Origin of the sequence: Streptomyces sp. CA-210063, from assembly GCF_024612015.1 — a bacterium.
In the GTDB taxonomy this organism is placed as follows: Bacteria; Actinomycetota; Actinomycetes; order Streptomycetales; family Streptomycetaceae; genus Streptomyces.
In genome coordinates this window covers 9,043,693-9,063,514 of the sequence record NZ_CP102512.1, presented here as the reverse complement: position 1 = coordinate 9,063,514, position 19,822 = coordinate 9,043,693, and the positions used below count along the sequence as shown (strand labels likewise).

The window sequence follows — 19,822 nt, the reverse complement described above, 5'->3', positions numbered from 1 at the left end:
TTTGTTCGAGACCGTCGACGGACGGCGGAAGGGCCGGCGGCCGGGCAGAGCGTGGGCTGTATGCCGACCGGGGCGCGAGAGTTCAGGACCGGCGGTCCGCCGCGGACTGCGCCAGTGCGGTCAAGGCGCTCGCGGCGTGGGTCGGCACGTCCAGGTCGTGGAGAGCGCCGAGTGCCTCCCGGACACGTGCGCTGATCATGTCCTCGATGCGGTCGGGTGCCTTCAGCCGGCGCATCAGCTCGCGCATCGCGTCCAGGGCATCCGCGTCCGGACGGCGTCGGCCCAGCAGGGCGCGCAGCCGCTCGCGGTCGTTGTCGTCGGCCAGGCGCCAGGTCTCTGCCAGCAGGGCCGTGGGCCGGTGTCCGCGCACGTCGTCGCTGTTGGCCTTGCCGGTGCGTTCCGGGTCCCCGAACAGGCCGAGCAGGTCGTCCCGCAGCTGGAACGCCTCGCCCAGCGGCAGCCCGTACGCGGCGTAGCCCTCGCGCAGCCGCGCGCCTGCCCCGGCCAGGGCGCCGCCGATCAGCAGGGGCTGTTCGACGGTGTACTTGGCGGTCTTGTAGCGGATCACCTTCAGCGACGCGGTCGTGTCCGGCCCGGCTCCGGTGCGCAGGATCTCCAGGCATTCCCCCGCGATCAGCTCGCGGGCCATCACCGACCACAGGGGGCGGGCCCGGGCGAGGTAGGCGGCGGGCAGACCGCTGGTGGCGAACAACTGTCCGGCCAACGCCATGAGCAGGTCGCCGACCAGCATCGCCAGCGACCTCGCGGCGGCGTCGGCGCGCGGACGGCGTCGCACGGCACCCCGCAGGGCGATGTGCGCGGTGGGGCGCCCGTGCCGCAGCGGACTGTCGTCGATGAGGTCGTCGTGCACGACCGCGGCGGCGTGCACCAGTTCCATGGAGGCCGCGGCCCGCACCAGTGCGTCACTGTCCGGCTGTCCCACCGCTCGCCAGCCCCAGTAACAGAACGCCGCTCGCAGCCGTTTACCGTCCGCGACCGCCGCCTCCAGTTGCTCGGCCACCGGCGCCAGGAGCGGATCGATCGCGGCGAACTGGTCGGCCTCCTGGGCGATGAACTGGCGCAGTACCTCGTCGATACGGGTCTTGAACGCGACCGGCTCCCACCGGTCAGACGGCATCGGCGGCCTTCCGGGCCTGGGCCTGCCGGGCGAGGATCTCCAGGTGGGCCGGGGGTGCGGCCGCGTACCGGTCCAGCACCAGGCGCCCACGCGCCATCAGCTCGTTCTCGGCCTCCGCCGCCAGCTCCGCGCTGTCCGAGCGGCGCAGCAGTCCCCGCAGCGTCCCCACGGCCGATCCCAGCGTGCTCACCGCCAGGTCGGCCAGCCCGGCCACCAGCAGCACCGCCTGCGCGTCCAAGCCGTCGTGCCGTCCCGCTTCTCGCGTCACGTTCTCCCCCACCCGCAGAACATCCGGGCGGCGCCGGTCCCGCGCCGCTCTTCCGAGCTTCAGTCAGGTCGGGCACCGAAAGCAGAAGAACTCACGATCGAGTGATCACATCGCTCAGCTGCACGAATCCCTTCTTCTCGTTGAGCGACTTCACGATGATGTGTCGTTGAGCCCCACATACTCCGTCGCCGCGTCCAGCAGCCAGTCCGCCAGATAGCCGGCGAAGGACGAGCGGACCAGCACCCAGAATCCGGTCCCGGGTTCGTCCCGGGCGACCAGGACGATCTGGGTGCGGCCCAGGGTGGTCTGGGCGCAGCGTCCGGCTCCGAAGGCGCGCGGGTGCAGGTCCAGGGCGCAGCCGTGGGCCAGGAGGTCGCGGGCGCGGGGTCCGGCGACGAGGAGCGTGGTGCGCTGGGCGGAGACGTCGGTGACGGAGACGGGCTCGTCCCCCGCGGCCGTCCGGATCCGGCTCTGCAGGTCCCGCTCACTGCCGGGCGGGCCCACCAGCAGCCACTCGTCGGGGCCGAGCCACAACGCGGTCAACTGACCGGCGCGTACGACGGTGTTGGGTTCTAGGGGCAGTGGGAGGTCCAGCGCGAGGCCGATGGCGTCGGCCGCCGCTCCCTTGGCGTCGAGGCGCACGTCGAGCTGGGTCAGGAAGGGGAGTTCGGCCAGCCGGACCGCGCCCTGGGAGGTGCGGGTGGCGGCGGCCAGACGGGCGGCGGCGTGGGACAGCGGGCTGCGGGGCGAGGAGGTAAGGGCGGTGTCAGCCATCGCGACGGGCTCCCTCGGGGTCGTAGAGAACGGGGCTTGCCACGGTCACCGGGACCAGCCGGTCGCCCACGGGAGCGTACAGCCGCTCGCCGATGCGGTCCCGGCCGCCCTTGATCAGGGCGAGCGCGAAGGTCCGGCCGAGGGCGGCGCTGCGGTAGCTGGAGGTGACATGGCCGAGCATCGGGACGGGCGGCGCCGGCAGCACGCTGTCGGCGACCAGGTGGGTGCCCTCCGGGAGGAAGGTGCCGGGGTCCTCCGGGAGCAGGCCGACGAGGTGTTTGCGGTCAGGGCGGGTGGCGTCGGCGCGGGCGTGGGAGCGCTTGCCGATGAAGTCGGGCTTCTTCTTCGACACCACCCAGTTCATGCCGAGGTCCTGGGGGGTGACGGTGCCGTCGGTGTCCTGGCCGATGATGGGGTAGCCCTTCTCGGCGCGCAGGACGTGCATGGTCTCGGTGCCGTACGGGGTGATGCCGTACGGGGCTCCGGCCTCGTACAGCGCCTGCCAGAGGGCGAGGGCCTCCCACGGTGACACGTTGATCTCGTAGGCGAGTTCGCCGGAGAAGCTGATCCGGCAGACTCGGGCCTCGATGCCCGCGACGGTCGTCTCGCGCCACGCCATGAACGGGAAGTCGTCGTGGGAGACGGCCAGTCGGGGCGCCAGTGCGCCCAGGACGTCGCGGGAGCGGGGGCCGACGAGGGCGACGGTGGCCCACTGTTCGGTCACGGACGTGCAGTGGACCTTCAGCTCGGGCCACTCCGTCTGGAGCCACTCCTCCATCCAGTCCAGTACGGCGGCCGCGTTGCCCGTCGTCGTCGTGACCAGGAAGCGGTCCTGGGCGAGGCGGATGACCGTGCCGTCGTCGAAGAGCATGCCGTCCAGGCGGCACATCACGCCGTAGCGGATCATGCCGACCTTCAGGGTGCTCATCATGTTGGTGTAGAGCCGGTCGAGGAAGACGGCGGCGTCCGGGCCCTGGACGTCGATCTTGCCGAGGGTGGAGGCGTCCATGAAGGCGACCCCGTCGCGGGCGGCGGCGCACTCGCGGAGCACCGCGGCCTCCATGTCCTCGCCGTCCTGCGGGTAGTACCAAGGGCGCTTCCACTGGCCGACGTTCTCGAAGAGGGCGCCGTGTTCGACGTGCCAGGCGTGCAGGGCGGTCGTGCGGATCGGGTCGTGCAGCGCGCCCCGGTCGCGGCCCGCGAGCGTGGCGAAGGAGACGGGGGTGTAGGGGGGTCGGAAGGTGGTGGTGCCGAGCGCGGAGATGTCGACGCCGAGCAGTTCGGCGACGACGCCACTGGCCAGGACGCCGGACGTCTTGCCCTGGTCGTTGGCGGTGCCGGCCGTGGTGTAGCGCTTGGTGTGCTCGACGGAGCGCATACCGGCGCCGGTCGCGCGGGTCAGGTCGTCGACGGTGACATCGCGTTGGAGGTCCACGAAGCGGGGTGCGCCGGAGGCGCCCGGGACGACGTACACATGCATGGGCGGCGTCTGCGGCTGGGCGGCCACGTCCGGGAGGCGGGGGGACTCAGGCGTGTAGCCCTCGGCCTCGATCGCGCGGGCACCGGCGGCCGCGCCCTGGGCGAGCACCCCGGCCAGGTCGAGCACGCCGCTCGCACTGCCCGCGACCTCGACCGCCTGACGGCAGGTGTCGGGCACGAAGGAGCCCAGCGTCTCGTCGTGGCGCAGTCTGCCGCCCGCCTGGCTGAACAGGTGCGCCACCGGGTTCCAGCCGCCGGAGACCAGCAGGAGGTCGGCGGTGAACCGCCGCTGTCCCGCGGACTCTCCGTACGGGGCGACCGTCACGGCGGTGAGACGCGACTCGCCCTCCGTGCCCGTGACGGCGTGCCCGGTCAGCACCTCGATGCCGGCCTCGCGGGCGCGCCGCGCCCACTCCCCCGGTTCGGGACGGGTGTCGACGATCGCCGTGATGTCCACGCCCGCCGCGGCGAGGTCCAGGGCCGCCGCGTAGGCACTGTCGTTGGTGGTGAAGACGACCGCGTGGCGGCCGGGCAGGACGCCGTGGCGGTTGGCGTAGGCGCGGGCCGAGGCGGCCAGCATCACGCCGGGGCGGTCGTTGTCCCCGAAGGCGAGTGAGCGCTCGTGGGCGCCGGTGGCGAGGACGACGCGGCTCGCGCGGATGCGCCAGACGCGTTCACGGGAGACGTTCTCGGGGGCGCTCGCGCCCAGGTGGTTGGTGCGGCGCTCGACGGCGAGGAGGTGGTTGTCGTCGTAGTGGCCGAAGACGGTGGTGCGGCGCAGTACGCGGACCTCGGGGGTGGTGTCGAGGTGTCCGGCGATCTCTTCGGCCCAGTCGAGGTGTTCGCCCGTGCCCAGGAGGCTGCCGCCGAGTTCCGGTTGGTCGTCGGCGAGGATGACGCGGGCACCACTCTTCGCTGCCGCCGCCGCGGCCGCGAGGCCGGCCGGGCCCGCGCCGACGATCAGCAGGTCGCAGTGGGCGTGTACGGCGTCGTAGCGGGCCGGGTCGGGGTCGGTGGCGAGGCGGCCCTGGCCGGGGAGGCTGGTTGCCACGAGGCCGTCGTACAGCTCGACGGTCGTGGCGGGGAGCATCGGCTCGGGGAAGGGGGCCTCGATCTGGATCACGGCGTTGGGTTCCTCGACGCCGGCCGAGAAGATGCCTCGGGGGCGGCCGAGTTTGATGCTGGTGCCGGTCTGGATGACGTCGTTGGCGAGGAGGGCTGAGGCGAGGGTGTCGCCTTGGTAGCCCTGGTAGGCGGTGCCGTCGAAGGTGAAGGTGAGAGGGGTGTCGCGGTCGATTCGGCCTCGGGTGGGATGGCGGAAGGGCTGGTTCTCGCCCCCGCCGCCCCTACCCGTCCCATCCCTGGGGGCTGCGCCCCCAGACCCCCCGTCGGCCTGAACGGCCTCGTCCTCAAACGCCGGACGGGCTGGTGGTGCCGGGCTCGGCTCCACTGTCGCCGGGCGTGGCTCGGAGGTCGCCGCACGGCTCAGTTCCTCGGCTGCCGGGCGTGGCTCGCCCGCTCGGTACACCGTCAGGATCTCGTTCGTCGATGTGTCGCGGACCGCGTTGAACCATGTGCGGCAGCCCGCCGCGTGGCTCCAGCGTTCGGCGAACGGGCCCTTCGGGTTGTCACGGAAGAAGAGGTAGCGGGCCCACTCCTCGTCGGTGAGGGCCGACGGGTCCTCGGGGTACGGCACGTGTGCCTGGCCGCCGTAGTGGAACTCGGCCTCGTCGCGGGGCCCGCACCACGGGCAGGTGATGAGCAGCATGGTTGGGGCTCCCTAGTGGGCCACCGCGGCCGCGCCGTGCTCGTCGACGAGCGCGCCGGTGGTGAAACGGTCGAGCGAGAAGGCGGCGTTGAGGGGGTGGGGGGTGTCGTGGGCGATGGTGTGGGCGTAGACCCAGCCGACGCCCGGGGTGGCCTTGAAACCGCCCGTTCCCCAGCCGCAGTTGAGGTAGAGGTTGTCGACCGGGCTGAGGCCGATGATCGGGGAGGCGTCGGGGCTGACGTCGACGATGCCGCCCCAGGTGCGCAGTACGTGGGCGCGGGCGAAGACCGGGAAGAGCTCCAGGGCCGCGGACATCTGCTCTTCGATGATGTGGAACGCGCCGCGCTGCGTGTAGGAGTTGTACGAGTCGATGCCCGCGCCCATGACCAGCTCGCCCTTGTGGGCCTGGCTGACGTACACATGGACCGCGTTGGACATGACGACCGTCGGGTGCACCGGCTCCAGCAGCTCCGACACGAGTGCCTGCAACGGGTGGCTCTGCAAGGGGAGTTCGATGCCGGCCATCGCGGCGAGGACCGAGGTGTGGCCCGCCGAGCAGAGCGCGACCTTGCCCGCCGCGATAGGGCCGAGCGTCGTCTGGACGCCGACCACCCGGCCGCCGACCACGTCCAGGCCCGTGACCTCGCAGTTCTGGATGATGTCGATGCCTGCGGCATCGGCCGAGCGGGCCAGACCCCAGGCGACGTGGTCGTGCTTGGCGATGCCTGCCCGTGGCTGGTAGGTGCCGCCCAGGACCGGGTAGCGCACGTCCGGGGAGATGTTGACGATCGGGCAGACTTCCTTGACGCCGTCCGCGTCGAGCCACTCCGCGTCCACACCGTTGAGGCGATTGGCCTCCACCCGGCGCACACTGTCGCGGACGTCCTGGAGGCTGTGGGCGAGGTTCAGCACACCACGCTGGGAGAAGAGGATCGGGTAGTCGAGTTCCTCGGCCAGACCCTCCCACAGCTTGAGCGCGTGCTCGTAGATGCCGGCGCTCTCGTCCCACAGGTAGTTGGAGCGGATGATGGTGGTGTTGCGGGCCATGTTGCCGCCCGCCAGCCAGCCCTTCTCCAGCACGGCGACCTTGGTGATGCCGTGGTTCTTCGCCAGGTAGTGGGCGGTGGCGAGGCCGTGTCCGCCGCCGCCCACGACGATCACGTCGTACGAGCGCTTCGGCTCCGGCGTGCGCCACAGCCAGTCGGGGTGTTCGGGAAGCTCGGAGCCGGGGGTACGGGGGCTCATCGGACGTCTCCGTCGTGTGAGAGGTGCGGACAGAGCAGGTGGTCGGGGGCCGACGCGTTCATACGGCGTTCGCGTTCATACGGCGCACGGCGTTCGCGTTCATACGGCGTACGGGTTCGTACGGCGTACGGCGTTCGGGTTCATACGGCGTTCGCGTTCCTCTCGGCGGCCTCGACGACGTTGGCGAGGAGCATCGCCCGCGTCATGGGTCCCACGCCCCCGGGCATCGGCGCGAGCCATCCCGCGACCTGGGCGGCGTCCGGGTGCACATCGCCGACCAGGCCCTCGTCGGTGCGGGTGATACCGACGTCCAGGACGGCCGCGCCGGGACGCAGCATGTCCTTGGTGATCAGCCCGGGCGAGCCGGCCGCCGCGACGACGATGTCCGCCTCGCGTACGTGCCAGGCCAGGCCCCTGGTTCCGGTGTGGCAGAGGGTGACGGTGGCGTTCTCGGACCTGCGGGTGAGGAGCAGGCCGAGGGGCCGTCCTACGGTGATGCCGCGTCCGATCACGCAGACCCGCGCACCGGCGAGCGGCACCTCGTACCGGCGCAGCAGTTCGACGATGCCCCTCGGGGTGCAGGGCAGCGGGGCCTCGACACCGAGCGTGAGCCGGCCGAGGCTGACGGGGTGCAGGCCGTCGGCGTCCTTGGCCGGGTCCATGCGTTCCAGTACGGCGCCCGCGTCCAGGTGACGCGGGAGCGGAAGCTGGACGATGTAGCCGGTACAGGTCGGGTCGGCGTTGAGCTCGTCGATGACGTTCTCGACCTGCCGCTGCGTCGCGTCGGCGGGCAGTTCGCGCCGGATCGAGGCGATGCCCACGTGGGCGCAGTCCCGGTGCTTGCCGCCGACGTAGGCACGACTGCCGGGATCGTCACCGACCAGGACGGTACCGAGACCGGGCGGCGGACCACCGCCCGCGGTCAACTTGGCGACACGCTCGGCGAGTTCGCGCCGAACGGCGCCGGCCGTCGCCTTCCCGTCAAGCAGCTGTGCACTCACCGACGGCACTCCTTCCCACAGGCCTGAGGTGAAGCGCCCCGAAGGGGCGCGGGGAACTGCGCGACCAGCCACAACCGACCCGCAGCCGACCGACAACCCATCCGGGCACCCCCTTCGAACCTCTCACCCACGAAGACGCGACATCGTCGGATCGAACAACGGCTCCTCGGCCACAACCGCCTCGACGCGCTGGTCGAAGTACCCGATGTGCAACCTGGCCCCAGGCACCGCCGACTCCGTCGGCAACCACGCGTAAGCGATCCCCTTGCCGATCGTGTAGCCATAGGCCGCGCTCGTGACATAGCCGACGGCCCGCTCGCCGTCGTACACCGGCTCCTTGCCCATGACGACCGACTGCGGGTCATCGATGGTGAGACAGGTCAACTTCCGCCGTACGCCGGCCTTGCGGCGTTCCAGCGCCGCCTTGCCGATGAAGTCCCCCTTGTCGAGCTTGACGGCGAAGCCGACACCCGCCTCGTACGGGTCGTGCTCGTACGTCATGTCGGTGCCGAAGGAGCGGTAGCCCTTCTCCAGGCGGAGGCTGTTGAAGGCGCCTCGGCCGGCGATGACGCCGCCGAGCGGCTGGGCGGCGGCCCAGAGGGTGTCCCACAGCTTCTGTCCCAGGTCGGCCGTGGTGTACAGCTCCCAGCCGAGTTCACCGACGTACGACAGTCGCATGGCCGTCACCGGGACGGAGCCGATGTGGGCGCGCTTGGCGCGGAAGTACTTCAGGCCGTCGTTGGAGAAGTCCTCGTCCGTCAGGGGCTGCAGGACCTTGCGGGCCAGTGGGCCCCACAGGCCGATGCAGCACGTGCCGGGCGTGATGTCGCGGACCTGCACCGTGCCGTCGGCGGGGAGGTGGCGGGTGAACCAGTCGAGGTCCAGGTTGCCGTTGGCCCCGACCTGGAAGACGTCGCGGGCGAGGCGGGCGACGGTGATGTCACTGCGGATGCCGCCGTCGTGGTCCAGGAGCAGCGTGTACGTGACCGAGCCGACGGACTTGGCGACCTTGCTCGTGACCAGCCGCTCCAGGAAGTCGGCGGCGCCGGGACCGGTGACCTCCAGGCGCTTGAGGGCCGTCATGTCGTACATCGCGACGGTCTCACGGGTGGCCTGGGCCTCGGCGCCGACGACGGGCGACCAGTGGCGCGCGGCCCAGTCGTTCGGGGTCGGGATGGAGCGGCCCTCCACCAGGGAGGCGTTCGCCTCGTACCACTGTGGGCGCTCCCAGCCGTTCGCCTCCAGGAAGACGGCTCCGTGCTCCCGCTGGCGGGCATGGAAGGGGCTGGTGCGGATCGGGCGCGGCTTCCCCGAGGGCTGGAGGGGGTGGAGGATGTCGTAGACCTCGACGAAGTTCTGGCAGTCGCGGGCCAGGACGTACTCCGGGGACAGCTGGTGCGGCTCGAAGCGGTTGACGTCGCACTCGTGCAGGTCGAAGGAGGAGCAGTAGCCGTCGACCAGCCATTCGGCGACGGCCCGGCCCACGCCCGCCGAGTGGGTGACCCACACGGCCTCCGCGACCCAGAAGCCCTTGACGTCCGGGGACTCGCCGAGGAGCGGGTAGCCGTCGGTGGTGAAGGAGAACAGGCCGTTGATGCCCTCCTCGACCTTGGCCTCCTTCGTCGCGGGGAGCAGCGACCGGGTCTCGGTCCAGGCGTCCTCGAAGTCCTCCTCGGTGAACTTCAGGACCGACGGCATCCCGTCGGCCTCGTCCACGGAGAGGATGTCGTCGGCGGTGATGGGCATCGGGCGGTGGCCGTAGTAGCCGATGCCGATGCCGTCGAAGCGGTCGCGGTAGTAGAGGTCGGCGTCCTGGTGGCGCAGGATCGGACGCACCGCCTCCTCGGTCTGCCCGGCCAGCGCCGGTACCGGTCCGGTCCAGGCGAGCTGGTGGGCGAGCGGGGTGAGCGGGAGGTTCATGCCCACCATGCGGGCGATCTTCGGGCCCCAGATGCCGGCGCAGCACACCACGATGTCGGCGGGGATCTCGCCCTGGTCGGTGAGGACGCCGGTGACGCGGCCGTCGGCCTGCGTGACGTCGAGGACTTCGTGGCGGGCGAGGAAGCGCACGCCGCGCTCGGTGGCCCGGCGGATCTGCGCCTCGACGGCGAGGACGGCCTTGGCGAGGCCGTCCGTCGGGACCAGGAGGCCACCGAGGACCTTGTCGCGGTTGACCAGCGGGTGCTGCTCGACGCACTCGTCGGCGCTCAGCAGCCGGGCCTCGATGCCCCAGGCGGTGATCCAGCCGTGGCGGCGGTGCAGTTCGGTCAGACGCTCGGGGGTGGTGGCCACTTCGAGGCCGCCGACCTGCAGGAAGCAGGGGCTGCCGTCGACGTCGAGCGAGCAGAACTTCTCGACGGTGTAGCGCGCCAGCTCGGTCATGGTCTTGGACGGGTTCGTCTGGAAGACCAGGCCCGGGGCGTGCGACGAGGAGCCCCCGGTGGCGGGGAGGGGGCCTTGGTCGACCACGGTCACTTCGGTCCAGCCGCGCGCGGAGATCTCGTCCGCGAGTGCCGCGCCCACGACGCCCGCTCCGATGATGACCACTCGGGGTCCCGCCATCGCCGCACCTCCGATTGAAAACCAGTCCAGCCGGTTCAGTTGCTGTCTGCGCAACATGATTCAGGTTGCGCAACTCAATGTGCCTGCCCCGGGGAGGAGGTGTCAAGGGGTCCGTGACGCGAGGAGAACGGGCCCCGGACACGGCGATGCCCGGTGGGCGGCGCACACCTGTGCACGCCGCCCACCGGGCATGTTCGACCGCTTTCCCAGCCCTGTTCCGAGCCCGCCCTACTTGATCCAGGCGTCGACCTTGTCGCGGTTGTCCTCGACCCACTTCTCCGCCGCGGCCTCGGGCGTCATCTTGTCCACGGCGATGTACTTGGCCACGGTGTTCTGGTCGTCGTTCGTCCAGGTGAAGTTCTTCACCAGGTCATAGGCCGGGCTGCCCGACTCGGCGAACTTGGTGCTGACGATCTTGTCGAGCTTGTAGACGGGGTAGTCGCAGGCGACCTTCTCCGCGTCGGCGTCGCAGCCCGTCTTGTACTCCGGCAGTTTCACCTTGGCCAGGGGCACTTCGGCCATGAACCACTGCGGCTCGTAGAAGTAGCCGATCACCCATTCCTTGTTCTTCTCCGCCTTGCGGAAGGACTGGATGAGCGCGGTCTCACTGCCCGCGTACACCACCTTGAAGTCCAGCTTCAGGTTCTTCACCAGGGCCTCGTCGTTGGTGACGAACGACGGGTCGCCGTCGAGGAGCTGGCCCTTGCCGCCCGACTCGGAGGTCTTGAACTTGTCGGCGTACTTGTTGAGGTTGTTCCAGTCGGTGATGTCCGGGTGCGCCTTCGCCAGCCACGGCGGCACGTACCAGCCGATCAGGCCTTCGTTGCCGGTCGCACCGGCCTCGACGGCGGTCTTCTGGTCGGTGATGTACTTCTTCTTCAGGTCGTCGTGACCCCAGTTCTCGATGACGGCGTCGACCTCGCCCGTCCCGAAGCCCTGCCAGGCGATCTCTTCCTTCAGGTCCTTCTTGGTGACCTTGCAGCCGAGGTCCTTCTCCGCGACGTACGCGACTACCGCCGCGTTCGCCTCGTAGCCCACCCACGGGTTGACGGCGAGGTTGAAGGTGCCGCACTTGCCGGAGCTGCCCGAGCCGTCCGCGGCCGAGGAGTCGTCACCGACCTTCGCACCGCCGCAGGCGGTGAGGGCGAGACCCAGAACGGCCAGTCCGGCCACGCCGGCTCTCCACTGTCGTACTTGTGTTGCCATGGTCAGTGCTCCCTAATTACGCGCTCACGCGTCGCGCCGCTGCCTGAGTGATCCGGTCGAACATGACTCCGAGAAGGACGATGGCGAGCCCCGCCGCAAGCCCCTTCCCGTACAGCTGCCCCTGCGAGAACCCGGCCACGACGTCGTAGCCGAGGGCGCCCGCTCCTACGAGGCCGCCCACAACAACCATCGACAGCACGTAGATCAGACCCTGGTTGGTGGCGAGCGTCAGGGCGCTGCGTGACATCGGCAGTTGAACCTTGGTGATGATCTGCCAGGTGTTGGACCCGGCGGCGGTGGCCGCCTCCACGGTGGTCGCGGGCACCGCCCGCACCCCGTCCGCGATGATCTTGATGGCGACGGGCGCGGCGTAGACGATCGCGGCCACGATGGCTGTGAAGCGGGTCGCGCCGAACAGCGCGAGGAACGGCACCAGATAGACGAAGGGCGGCATGACCTGCGCCGCGTCCAGAGTGGGCCGCAGCACCCGGTCCACGAGCGGGCTGCGCCCCATCCACACACCGACGGCGATGCCGAGCAGCATCACCAGCACCGTCGCGACGAGGGTCGACGCCAGCGTGGTCATGCTGTCCGACCACAGGCCGGTGCCGAGCAGCAGACCCACGCACACGGCCGCGGTGACGCCGGCGCGCCATCCGCCGAGCACCGTGCCGAGCGCGATCAGCACCGCGGCGACGAGCCACCACGGGGAGTCGGTGAGCAGCGACTGGAACGGGTTGAGCAGGCCGTTGGTGATGCCGTCGCGGAAGGCGTTGGTGAGGCCCGAGAGGCTGTCCTGCACCCAGGTGGTCACCGTGTCCGCCGTGCTCGCGATGGAGCTGCCGACGCCGCCCTCGCCGGGGAACTCGGCTGCCCACAGGTAGGTGTGCGACATGTAGACGAGGACGGCCGTGACCACGCCGCCCGCGGCCAGCAGCGGTCGCCGCCAGGTGACGAAGCGGCCTCCCGAACGCCTGCCCGCCTCCTGTCGGGCGCTGGCCGCGGTGGTGACCCGGTCCAGGACGATCGCCATGACGACGATGGCGAGGCCCGCGTTGAAGGCGGTGCCGACGTCGAGCGACTGCAGGGCCTGCAGGACGGTGTGGCCGAGGCCGGGCGCGTCGATCAGGGCCGCGATGGTCACCATGGCCAGGGCGGCCATGATCGACTGGTTGACGCCCATCACCACGGTCCGCTTGGACATCGGCAGCAGGACCTTCAGCAGCGCCTGCCACCGTGTCGCACCCAGCGAGTCGGCCGCCTCGACGGTCGTCTCCGGTACCGACCGGATGGCGTGCGCGGTGATACGGATCGCGGGCGGCGCCGCGTAGATCACGGTGGCGATCGTGGCGGAGGCGCCGCCGATGAGGAAGAACAGGGTCAGCGGGGCGAGGTAGACGAAGGTCGGCATCGTCTGCATGAAGTCCAGGAAGGGCGTCACGATCCGGTTGAACCGCTCGGACAGCCCCGCCCACACACCCAGCGGGATCGCGAACAGCAGCGCCACGCAGACCGCGGTGACGGTGAGCGCCAGGGTGTCCATGCTCTCCTGCCACAGGCCCTGCAGCCCGAAGAAGGTGAACCCGGCCACGGTCAGGAGGGCGACCCGCCAGTTGCCCACGGCCCAGGAGACATAGCCCGCGATGCCGACGACACCGAGCCACCCGATCTGCGGGAGGGGCCGGCCGACGGAGGGCTGGGAGATCAGTTCCTGGACGAAGGTCACCAGGGTGTCGATGACCAGACGGATCTCGTTGAAGAAGTACAGGAAGAGCGGGTTGGAGTTCCGGTTGGCGCCGATGGAGTCGTTGAGGTCGTTGATCCACCGGTGCAGATCCGTGAGATCCGCGGCGGCCAGGGTGAGGGTCTGCGTCCCGCGCAGCACGGCGAAGAGCAGCAGCCAGGCGATCAGGATCGCGGCGACGATCGTGCCGCGGCCCAGTCCGCGCACACGGGCGGCGGATGCGGCCGACGGGGGCGCGTCGTCCACCTTCCGCGGTGGTTCCGGCTTCTGCGGTTGTTCCGGTTTCTCCACGGCGACGGTCATCACATGCCGCCTTCCTGCCCGGCGACCACCGCGAGGATCTCCTCGTCGCCGACGATGCCGAGCAGTTCACCGTTCTCGACGACCTTGACCGGCCTGTCGGCCGCCAGGACCGCCCGGGTGGCCTCCCGCACCACGACGTCCGGGCCCAGCTCGGGGCCGTCCAGGGCGTCGCCGTCCGCGACCGGGCGCATGATCCACCGCAGGGTGAGCACGTCGCCGCGCGGGACGTCCTTGACGAATTCGCGTACGTAGTCGTCGGCCGGGGCCCCCACCAGCTCGTCGCCGGTGCCGCACTGGACCATCTTGCCGTCGCGCATGATGAGGATGCGGTCGCCCAGCTTGAGGGCCTCGGAGAGGTCGTGGGTGATGAACACCATCGTCTTGCCGACCTCGTGGTGCAGCCGGATGACCTCGTTCTGCATGTCGCGGCGGATCATCGGGTCGAGTGCCGAGAAGGGCTCGTCGAAGAAGAGGACGTCCGGGTCGCCGGCCAGCGCCCGGGCGAGGCCGACGCGCTGCTGCATACCGCCGGAGAGCTGGTCTGGGTAGGAGTTCTCGTAACCGGAGAGACCGACGAGTTCGACGACCTCCAGGGCCCGCCTGGTGCGCTCCGCCCTGCTCATGCCGCGGATCTCCAGGCCGAAGGCCACGTTCTCGACGACACGGCGGTGGGGCAGCAGCCCGAAGTGCTGGAAGACCATGGAGAACTTACGGCGGCGCAGGTCGCGCAGGCGTTTGGCGTCCGCCTCGCGGATGTCCTCGCCCTCGAAGACGATCTCCCCGGCGGTGGGTTCGATCAGCCGGGTCAGACATCGCACGAGCGTGGACTTGCCGGAGCCGGACAGACCCATGACGACGAAGACCTCGCCCTTGCGGACGTCGAAGTTCACATCGCGCACGGCGGCGGTGCACCCCGTGCGGTCCATGAGCTCACGGCGGGTGAGGCCGCGCAGTTCCTCGGACTCCGGCACCCGGTCGGCCTTCGGCCCGAACACCTTCCACAGCCGGCGCACGGATATGACCGGAGTACCGTCCGAGTCCTCGGGGGTGCTGCGCCGCTGCGGCGCCTCGGTCTGTGTTGGGGTCACGATCGACCTCTTCTCGGCATTCAGCCGCGGAACCAGTGTTGCGGCCGGGGTTGGATGTTCTGCCAGATGTGCTTGGGCTCTCGGTACTCGTTCAGGCCGGTCAGTCCCAGCTCCCGGCCCACACCCGAGTGCCCGAAGCCACCCCATTCCGCTTGCGGCACATAGGGGTGGTAGTCGTTGATCCACACCGTGCCGTGGCGCAGCCGCCGGGCGACCCGCTGGGCCTTGCCCGCGTCCTGCGTCCAGACGGCTCCGGCGAGTCCGTACTCGGTGTCGTTGGCGATGCGTACGGCCTCGTCCTCGTCGGTGAAGCGCTCCACGGTGAGCACGGGCCCGAAGGACTCCTCGTGCACCACGCGCATGTCCTGTCGGCACTCGTCGAGCACGGTCGGCGGGTAATAGTAGCCGCCGGCGAGGGCCGGGTCGTCGGGCCGTTCGCCACCGCAGCGCAGTACGGCGCCCTCGGCGAGGCCCGTCGCGACGTACGCCTCGACCTTCTCCCGGTGCTGGGCGGAGATCAGCGCTCCCGTCTCGGCCTCCGGGTCGAAGGGGCCGCCGAGCCGGATCCGCCGGGCGCGGCGGACGACCTCGTCGACGAAGGCGTCGTGCAGGGAGTCCTCGACGATCAGCCGGGCGCCGGCCGAGCAGACCTGGCCCGAGTGCAGGAAGACGGCCGTGAGAGCGAAGTCCACGGCCGTCTCGAAGTCGGCGTCGGCGAAGATCACGTTCGGGTTCTTGCCACCGAGTTCCAGCGCCACCTTCTTCACCGTCGCAGCGGCGGTGGCCATGATCCGCTTGCCGGTCTCCAGTCCCCCGGTGAAGGACACCATGTCGACACGCGGGTCCTCGGAGAGCGGGGCGCCCACCTCGGGTCCGGTGCCGAGGACGAGGTTGGCGGCGCCGGCCGGGATCCCGGCTTCCTCCAGCGCCTTCATCAGCAGGATCGAGGTGGAGGGGGTCAGCTCACTGGGCTTGAGGACGATCGTGTTGCCGGCGAGCAGGGCCGGGGCGACCTTCCAACCGGCCTGGAGGAGCGGGTAGTTCCAGGGAGTGATGAGCCCGCACACGCCGATGGGCTCGTACACCACACGGCTGACGGCGTCATCGCGGCCGGTGTCGATCACCCGGCCGGCGTCCGTGCCGCCGAGGCCGCCGTAGTAGCGGAAGCAGGAGACGACGTCGGCGATGTCGTACGCGCTCTCCACCAGCCGCTTGCCGCTGTCCAGCGACTCGGCGCGGGCGAATTCCTTGACGTCGCGCTCGACGATGTCGGCGGTGCGCAGCAGCAGCGCGCCGCGCTCCCGCTCGGGGGTGTGCGGCCAGGGTCCCCCGTCGAAGGCCTCGCGGGCCGCGGCGATCGCCGCCTCGGTGTCGGGACGTGTCCCCTCCGAGACGGTCGCGGTGAGCGAGCCGTCAGCGGGGCAGCGGATCTCCCGGCGCCCTCCGGCCACCGGATCCCGCCATTCCCCAGCCACATACAGATCTGCCACGCGCCAGCCCTTCAGGCGATATGCGTTGCGCATCGTGCATTCAATTGCTTGTGATGGAACACCATTACGAACGCATAGACCTACGTCAAGGGCTTGGCGGATGACGATTTCGCCATGAGAGCACTTGCCCGGCCACTCTTGACCGCGAGCGCCACCGCGCCGACCATGTTGCGTATCGCTCACCATGTTGTGCAATACGCACCGACGGAGGCCGTCATGTCCCCTCGACCGCAACCTGGCCGTGAGTACATCCTCACCCTCTCCTGTCCCGACAGCGCCGGACTGGTCCACGCAGTGAGCGGCTTCCTCGTCAGGAACTCGGGCAACATCCTGGAAAGCCAGCAGTTCGATGATCGACTCCAGGGCCGATTCTTCATGAGGGTCCATTTCGACGTCTCCGATCCGGACGCGAACATGAAAACTCTGCGTTACCGGTTCGGTCCCGTGGCCGAGGCGTACCGCATCTCCTGGACCCTGAGCGAGGCGTCGACGCCGACCCGGACGCTCATCATGGTGTCCAGGTTCGGCCACTGCCTGAACGACCTGCTCTTCCGCTGCCGCACCGGCGCCCTCAACATCGAGATCCCCGCGATCGTCTCCAACCACCAGGACTTCGAGGGGCTGGCGGAGACCTACGGCATTCCCTTCCACCACATCCCGGTCACCAGGGACACCAAGGCCGAGGCCGAGGCGCGCCTGCTGGAGCTGGTCCGCGAACTGGACATCGACCTGGTGGTGCTGGCCCGCTACATGCAGATCCTCTCCGACGACCTGTGCAAGCAGCTCGAGGGCCGGGCCATCAACATCCACCACTCCTTCCTCCCCAGCTTCAAGGGCGCGCGTCCTTACGAGCAGGCCTACGACCGCGGTGTGAAGCTCGTCGGCGCGACCGCGCACTATGTGACCCCGGACCTGGACGAGGGACAGATCATCGAGCAGGACGTGGTCCGGGTGGATCACTCCCTCGACCCCGGGGACCTGGTCACCGTCGGCCGGGACGTCGAGGCGCAGGTCCTCGCCCACGCGGTGAAGTGGCACAGCGAGAGCCGGGTCATGGTGGAGGGCAACCGCACGGTGGTCTTCCGCTGAGCGATACGGGCACGGCCGGGGGCGGGGCTGGAGTTCCAGCCCCGCCCCCGGTCGTATACGCGTTCCGGCGCCCGGAACTCAGCCCCCGAGTCGCTCGAGCACGGCGCGGCGCCACCGCTCGGTCTCGGCGATCTGGTTGAACGTGAACAGGTGCAGACCCGCCACCCCGGCCGAGGACGCGTCGAGCTTCTCCTCGGTGCGCGTCAGCAGCGTCTCCGGCGCATACCCCCCGGGCGTCGCGAACCGCAGGAACCACGAGGGGTGCTTCGTCAGGAAGCGTGTCGACTCGCCCACGCCGATCTTCGTCGCCATCGACAGCAGCTTCGCCCGCTGCACGGGCCCCGCGACGCCCAGATGAACAGGCAGGCGGATGTCCCGCCGCCGTATCCGGGCGATCCAGTCCCCCAGCACGCGCGGGTCGAAGCAGAGGTTGCTGACGATGTACGTGGCGTGCTCGCGCTTGTCCCACATCGCCTGGACGGTGACGTCGTCGTGGATGAGCGGATGGCTCTCGGGATAACCGGTGACGCCGACGTGAGCGAAGGGCCCGCCCAGCTCGCTCAGCCTGCGGAGCACCGGCAGCGCCCCGTCATAGGCCCCGGCCGGCGGGTCGGCGTCGCCCGCCGGGACGAAGACGTCGTCCACACCCGCCTCACGGAGCCGGTCGACGACGTCCTTCAGGTGTGTGTCGTCCCGCAGCAGCCGGGCGGGCACGTGCGGAACCACACGGTAGCCCTGCCCCGCCAGCCGGCCCGCGAGGTCGAGGGTCGGTTCCAGGCCCTTGACCGGCGACGCCGTCACGGTGACCGCGACGTCGCGCGGAACATGGGCGAGGACCTTGTCCTCGGTCGCCTTCGCCGGCAGCACCTCGTAGCGGACGCTGTGCAACAGCGTCCGGAGCCCCGCGGCAGCCAACGTCTACCCCGCCTGCTTCTGGGCGTCACGGTGGCGGTAGTACGCGGCCGTGGACGGCGCCGGCGGCTCCTTGCCGAGGATCAGGTCGGCGGCCTTCTCCGCGATCATCATCACCGGTGCGTAGATGTTGCCGTTGGTGACGTACGGCATCACCGACGCGTCCACGACGCGCAGGCCCTCGACGCCGTGCACCCGCATGCTGTCCGGGTCGACGACGGACATCCCGTCGGTGGCGGGGCCCATCTTGCAGGTGCAGGACGGGTGGAGGGCGGTCTCGCCCTCCTTGGCGACCCAGGCGAGGATCTCCTCGTCCGTCTCCACGGACGGCCCGGGCGAGACCTCCCCGTCGTTGTAGGGGGCGAGCGCGGGCTGGCTGAGGAGCTTGCGGGCCACGCGGATCGCCTCGACCCACTCGCGGCGGTCCTGCTCCGTGGAGAGGTAGTTGAACCGCAGCGCGGGGTGTTCGCGCGGGTCCTTGCTCTTGATCTTCACCGAGCCGATGGCGTCGGAGTACATGGGGCCCACGTGCACCTGGTATCCGTGGCCGCCGGCCGGCGAGGAGCCGTCGTAGCGGACGGCGATCGGCAGGAAGTGGAACATCAGATTGGGGTACTCGACGTCCTCGTTGCTCCGGGCGAACCCGCCGGCCTCGAAGTGGTTGGTGGCGGCCGGGCCCTTGCGGAAGAGCCACTGCAGTCCGATGAAGGGGGCGCGCCACTTCGCCATGTACGGCTGCATGGAGACGGGCTGCTTGCAGGCGTACTGGACGTAGACCTCCAGGTGGTCCTGCATGTTCTCGCCGACACCCGGGAGGTCGTGGACGACGTCGACGCCGAGGGCGCTCAGCTCCTCGGCGTTGCCGACCCCGGAGAGTTGCAGCAGCTGTGGGGAGTTGATCGCGCCGCCGCAGAGAATCACTTCCTTGGCGCGGACCTGCATCAGGGCGCCTCGCCCGCGCTGGTACTCGACACCGACGGCCCGCTTGCCCTCGAAGAGGACACGGGTGACGAGGGCGCGGGTGGTGACCGTGAGGTTGGGCCGCTTCATGGCCGGCTTGAGGTACGCCTTCGAGGCCGAGAGCCGCCGTCCGCGGTGGACGTTCCGGTCGAACTTGGCGAAACCTTCCTGCCGGTAGCCGTTGACGTCGTCCGTGGGGGCGTAGCCCGCCTCCTGGGTGGCCTTGAGGAAGGCGCCGAAGAGCGGGTTGGTCGCGGGGCCCCGTTCGAGGACGAGGGGGCCGTCATGGCCGCGGAACTCGTCGTCCGGATCGGCGGCGAGACAGTTCTCCATACGCCGGAAGTACGGCAGGCAGTGCGCGTAGTCCCAGTTCTCCATCCCTGCGTCGGCCGCCCAGCGTTCGTAGTCCATGGGGTTGCCGCGCTGGAAGATCATGCCGTTGATGCTGCTGGAGCCGCCCAGCACCTTGCCGCGCGCGTGATAGACGCGCCGGCCGCCCATGTGGGGCTCGGGCTCGGACTCGTACTTCCAGTCGTAGAACCGGCTGCCGATCGGATAGGTCAGCGCCGCGGGCATGTGGATGAAGACATCCCACGGGTAGTCGGACCGGCCGGCCTCCAGCACGAGCACCTGGTTCGCCGGGTCCGCGGAGAGTCGGTTCGCCAATGCACAGCCGGCTGAGCCGCCGCCGACGATGACGAAGTCGTATTGGGGAGCCATGGTGCCTCGTCTCGCTCGCGCCATAGATACGCGAGCATGCTAGTACCGGTAGCGCTATACGCACCAGGTTGCGAG

Annotated in this window: 14 protein-coding genes; 1 reads left to right on the top strand and 13 read right to left on the bottom strand. The window is 70.1% G+C overall.

Going from position 1 to position 19,822, the window contains the following annotated elements; translation table 11 throughout:
* Nucleotides 1-82: 82 nt before the first annotated feature.
* The 11 genes from JIX56_RS39700 to JIX56_RS39650 form a co-directional block, all read right to left on the bottom strand.
* Entirely contained in the window at nt 83-1,138 is a 1,056-nt protein-coding gene (locus tag JIX56_RS39700) for a polyprenyl synthetase family protein (protein ID WP_257548245.1), read from the bottom strand.
* Nucleotides 1,128-1,406 (bottom strand): polyprenyl synthetase, encoded by a 279-nt coding sequence (locus JIX56_RS39695; RefSeq protein ID WP_257551376.1) that lies wholly within the window; start codon nt 1,404-1,406, stop codon nt 1,128-1,130. The genes JIX56_RS39700 and JIX56_RS39695 overlap by 11 nt, the downstream gene beginning before the upstream one ends.
* A gap of 150 nt (nt 1,407-1,556) precedes the next feature.
* Nucleotides 1,557-2,180, bottom strand: a complete 624-nt coding sequence (locus JIX56_RS39690) for a sarcosine oxidase subunit gamma (RefSeq protein ID WP_257548243.1) — start codon at nt 2,178-2,180, stop codon at nt 1,557-1,559.
* Nucleotides 2,173-5,427 (bottom strand): sarcosine oxidase subunit delta family protein, encoded by a 3,255-nt coding sequence (locus JIX56_RS39685; RefSeq protein ID WP_257548233.1) that lies wholly within the window; start codon nt 5,425-5,427, stop codon nt 2,173-2,175. The genes JIX56_RS39690 and JIX56_RS39685 overlap by 8 nt, the downstream gene beginning before the upstream one ends.
* Before the next feature lie 12 nt (nt 5,428-5,439).
* A complete protein-coding gene (locus JIX56_RS39680; RefSeq protein ID WP_257548231.1) occupies nt 5,440-6,672 on the bottom strand; it encodes a sarcosine oxidase subunit beta family protein in 1,233 nt (410 codons plus the stop codon).
* A gap of 140 nt (nt 6,673-6,812) precedes the next feature.
* Nucleotides 6,813-7,673 carry a bifunctional methylenetetrahydrofolate dehydrogenase/methenyltetrahydrofolate cyclohydrolase gene (locus JIX56_RS39675; RefSeq protein WP_257548229.1) on the bottom strand — a complete coding sequence of 287 codons (861 nt, stop codon included), beginning with the start codon at nt 7,671-7,673 and terminating at the stop codon, nt 6,813-6,815.
* A gap of 123 nt (nt 7,674-7,796) precedes the next feature.
* Nucleotides 7,797-10,235: a GcvT family protein gene (locus JIX56_RS39670; RefSeq protein WP_257548227.1), complete on the bottom strand. Its 2,439-nt coding sequence runs from the start codon at nt 10,233-10,235 to the stop codon at nt 7,797-7,799.
* A 228-nt stretch (nt 10,236-10,463) separates the two neighbouring features.
* Nucleotides 10,464-11,441 carry an ABC transporter substrate-binding protein gene (locus JIX56_RS39665; RefSeq protein WP_257548225.1) on the bottom strand — a complete coding sequence of 326 codons (978 nt, stop codon included), beginning with the start codon at nt 11,439-11,441 and terminating at the stop codon, nt 10,464-10,466.
* 16 nt (nt 11,442-11,457) lie between these two features.
* Complete coding sequence (locus JIX56_RS39660; RefSeq protein ID WP_257548223.1) at nt 11,458-13,488, bottom strand: ABC transporter permease; 2,031 nt, start codon at nt 13,486-13,488, stop codon at nt 11,458-11,460.
* Nucleotides 13,488-14,576, bottom strand: coding sequence for a quaternary amine ABC transporter ATP-binding protein (locus JIX56_RS39655; protein WP_257548221.1), 1,089 nt, complete (start codon nt 14,574-14,576; stop codon nt 13,488-13,490). The genes JIX56_RS39660 and JIX56_RS39655 overlap by 1 nt, the downstream gene beginning before the upstream one ends.
* 20 nt (nt 14,577-14,596) lie before the next feature.
* Complete coding sequence (locus JIX56_RS39650; protein ID WP_257551375.1) at nt 14,597-16,066, bottom strand: aldehyde dehydrogenase family protein; 1,470 nt, start codon at nt 16,064-16,066, stop codon at nt 14,597-14,599.
* 216 nt (nt 16,067-16,282) lie between these two features.
* On the opposite strand from JIX56_RS39650, the gene purU reads away from it, so the two are divergent.
* Complete coding sequence (purU, locus tag JIX56_RS39645; RefSeq protein ID WP_257548219.1) at nt 16,283-17,155, top strand: formyltetrahydrofolate deformylase; 873 nt, start codon at nt 16,283-16,285, stop codon at nt 17,153-17,155.
* Nucleotides 17,156-17,233: 78 nt separating this feature from the next.
* Here the strand turns inward: purU and JIX56_RS39640 are convergent, their stop codons facing one another.
* Nucleotides 17,234-18,070: a methylenetetrahydrofolate reductase gene (locus tag JIX56_RS39640; protein WP_257548217.1), complete on the bottom strand. Its 837-nt coding sequence runs from the start codon at nt 18,068-18,070 to the stop codon at nt 17,234-17,236.
* 3 nt (nt 18,071-18,073) lie between these two features.
* Nucleotides 18,074-19,747, bottom strand: coding sequence for a choline dehydrogenase (betA, locus tag JIX56_RS39635; RefSeq protein WP_257548207.1), 1,674 nt, complete (start codon nt 19,745-19,747; stop codon nt 18,074-18,076).
* Between the last annotated feature and the right edge of the window lie 75 nt (nt 19,748-19,822).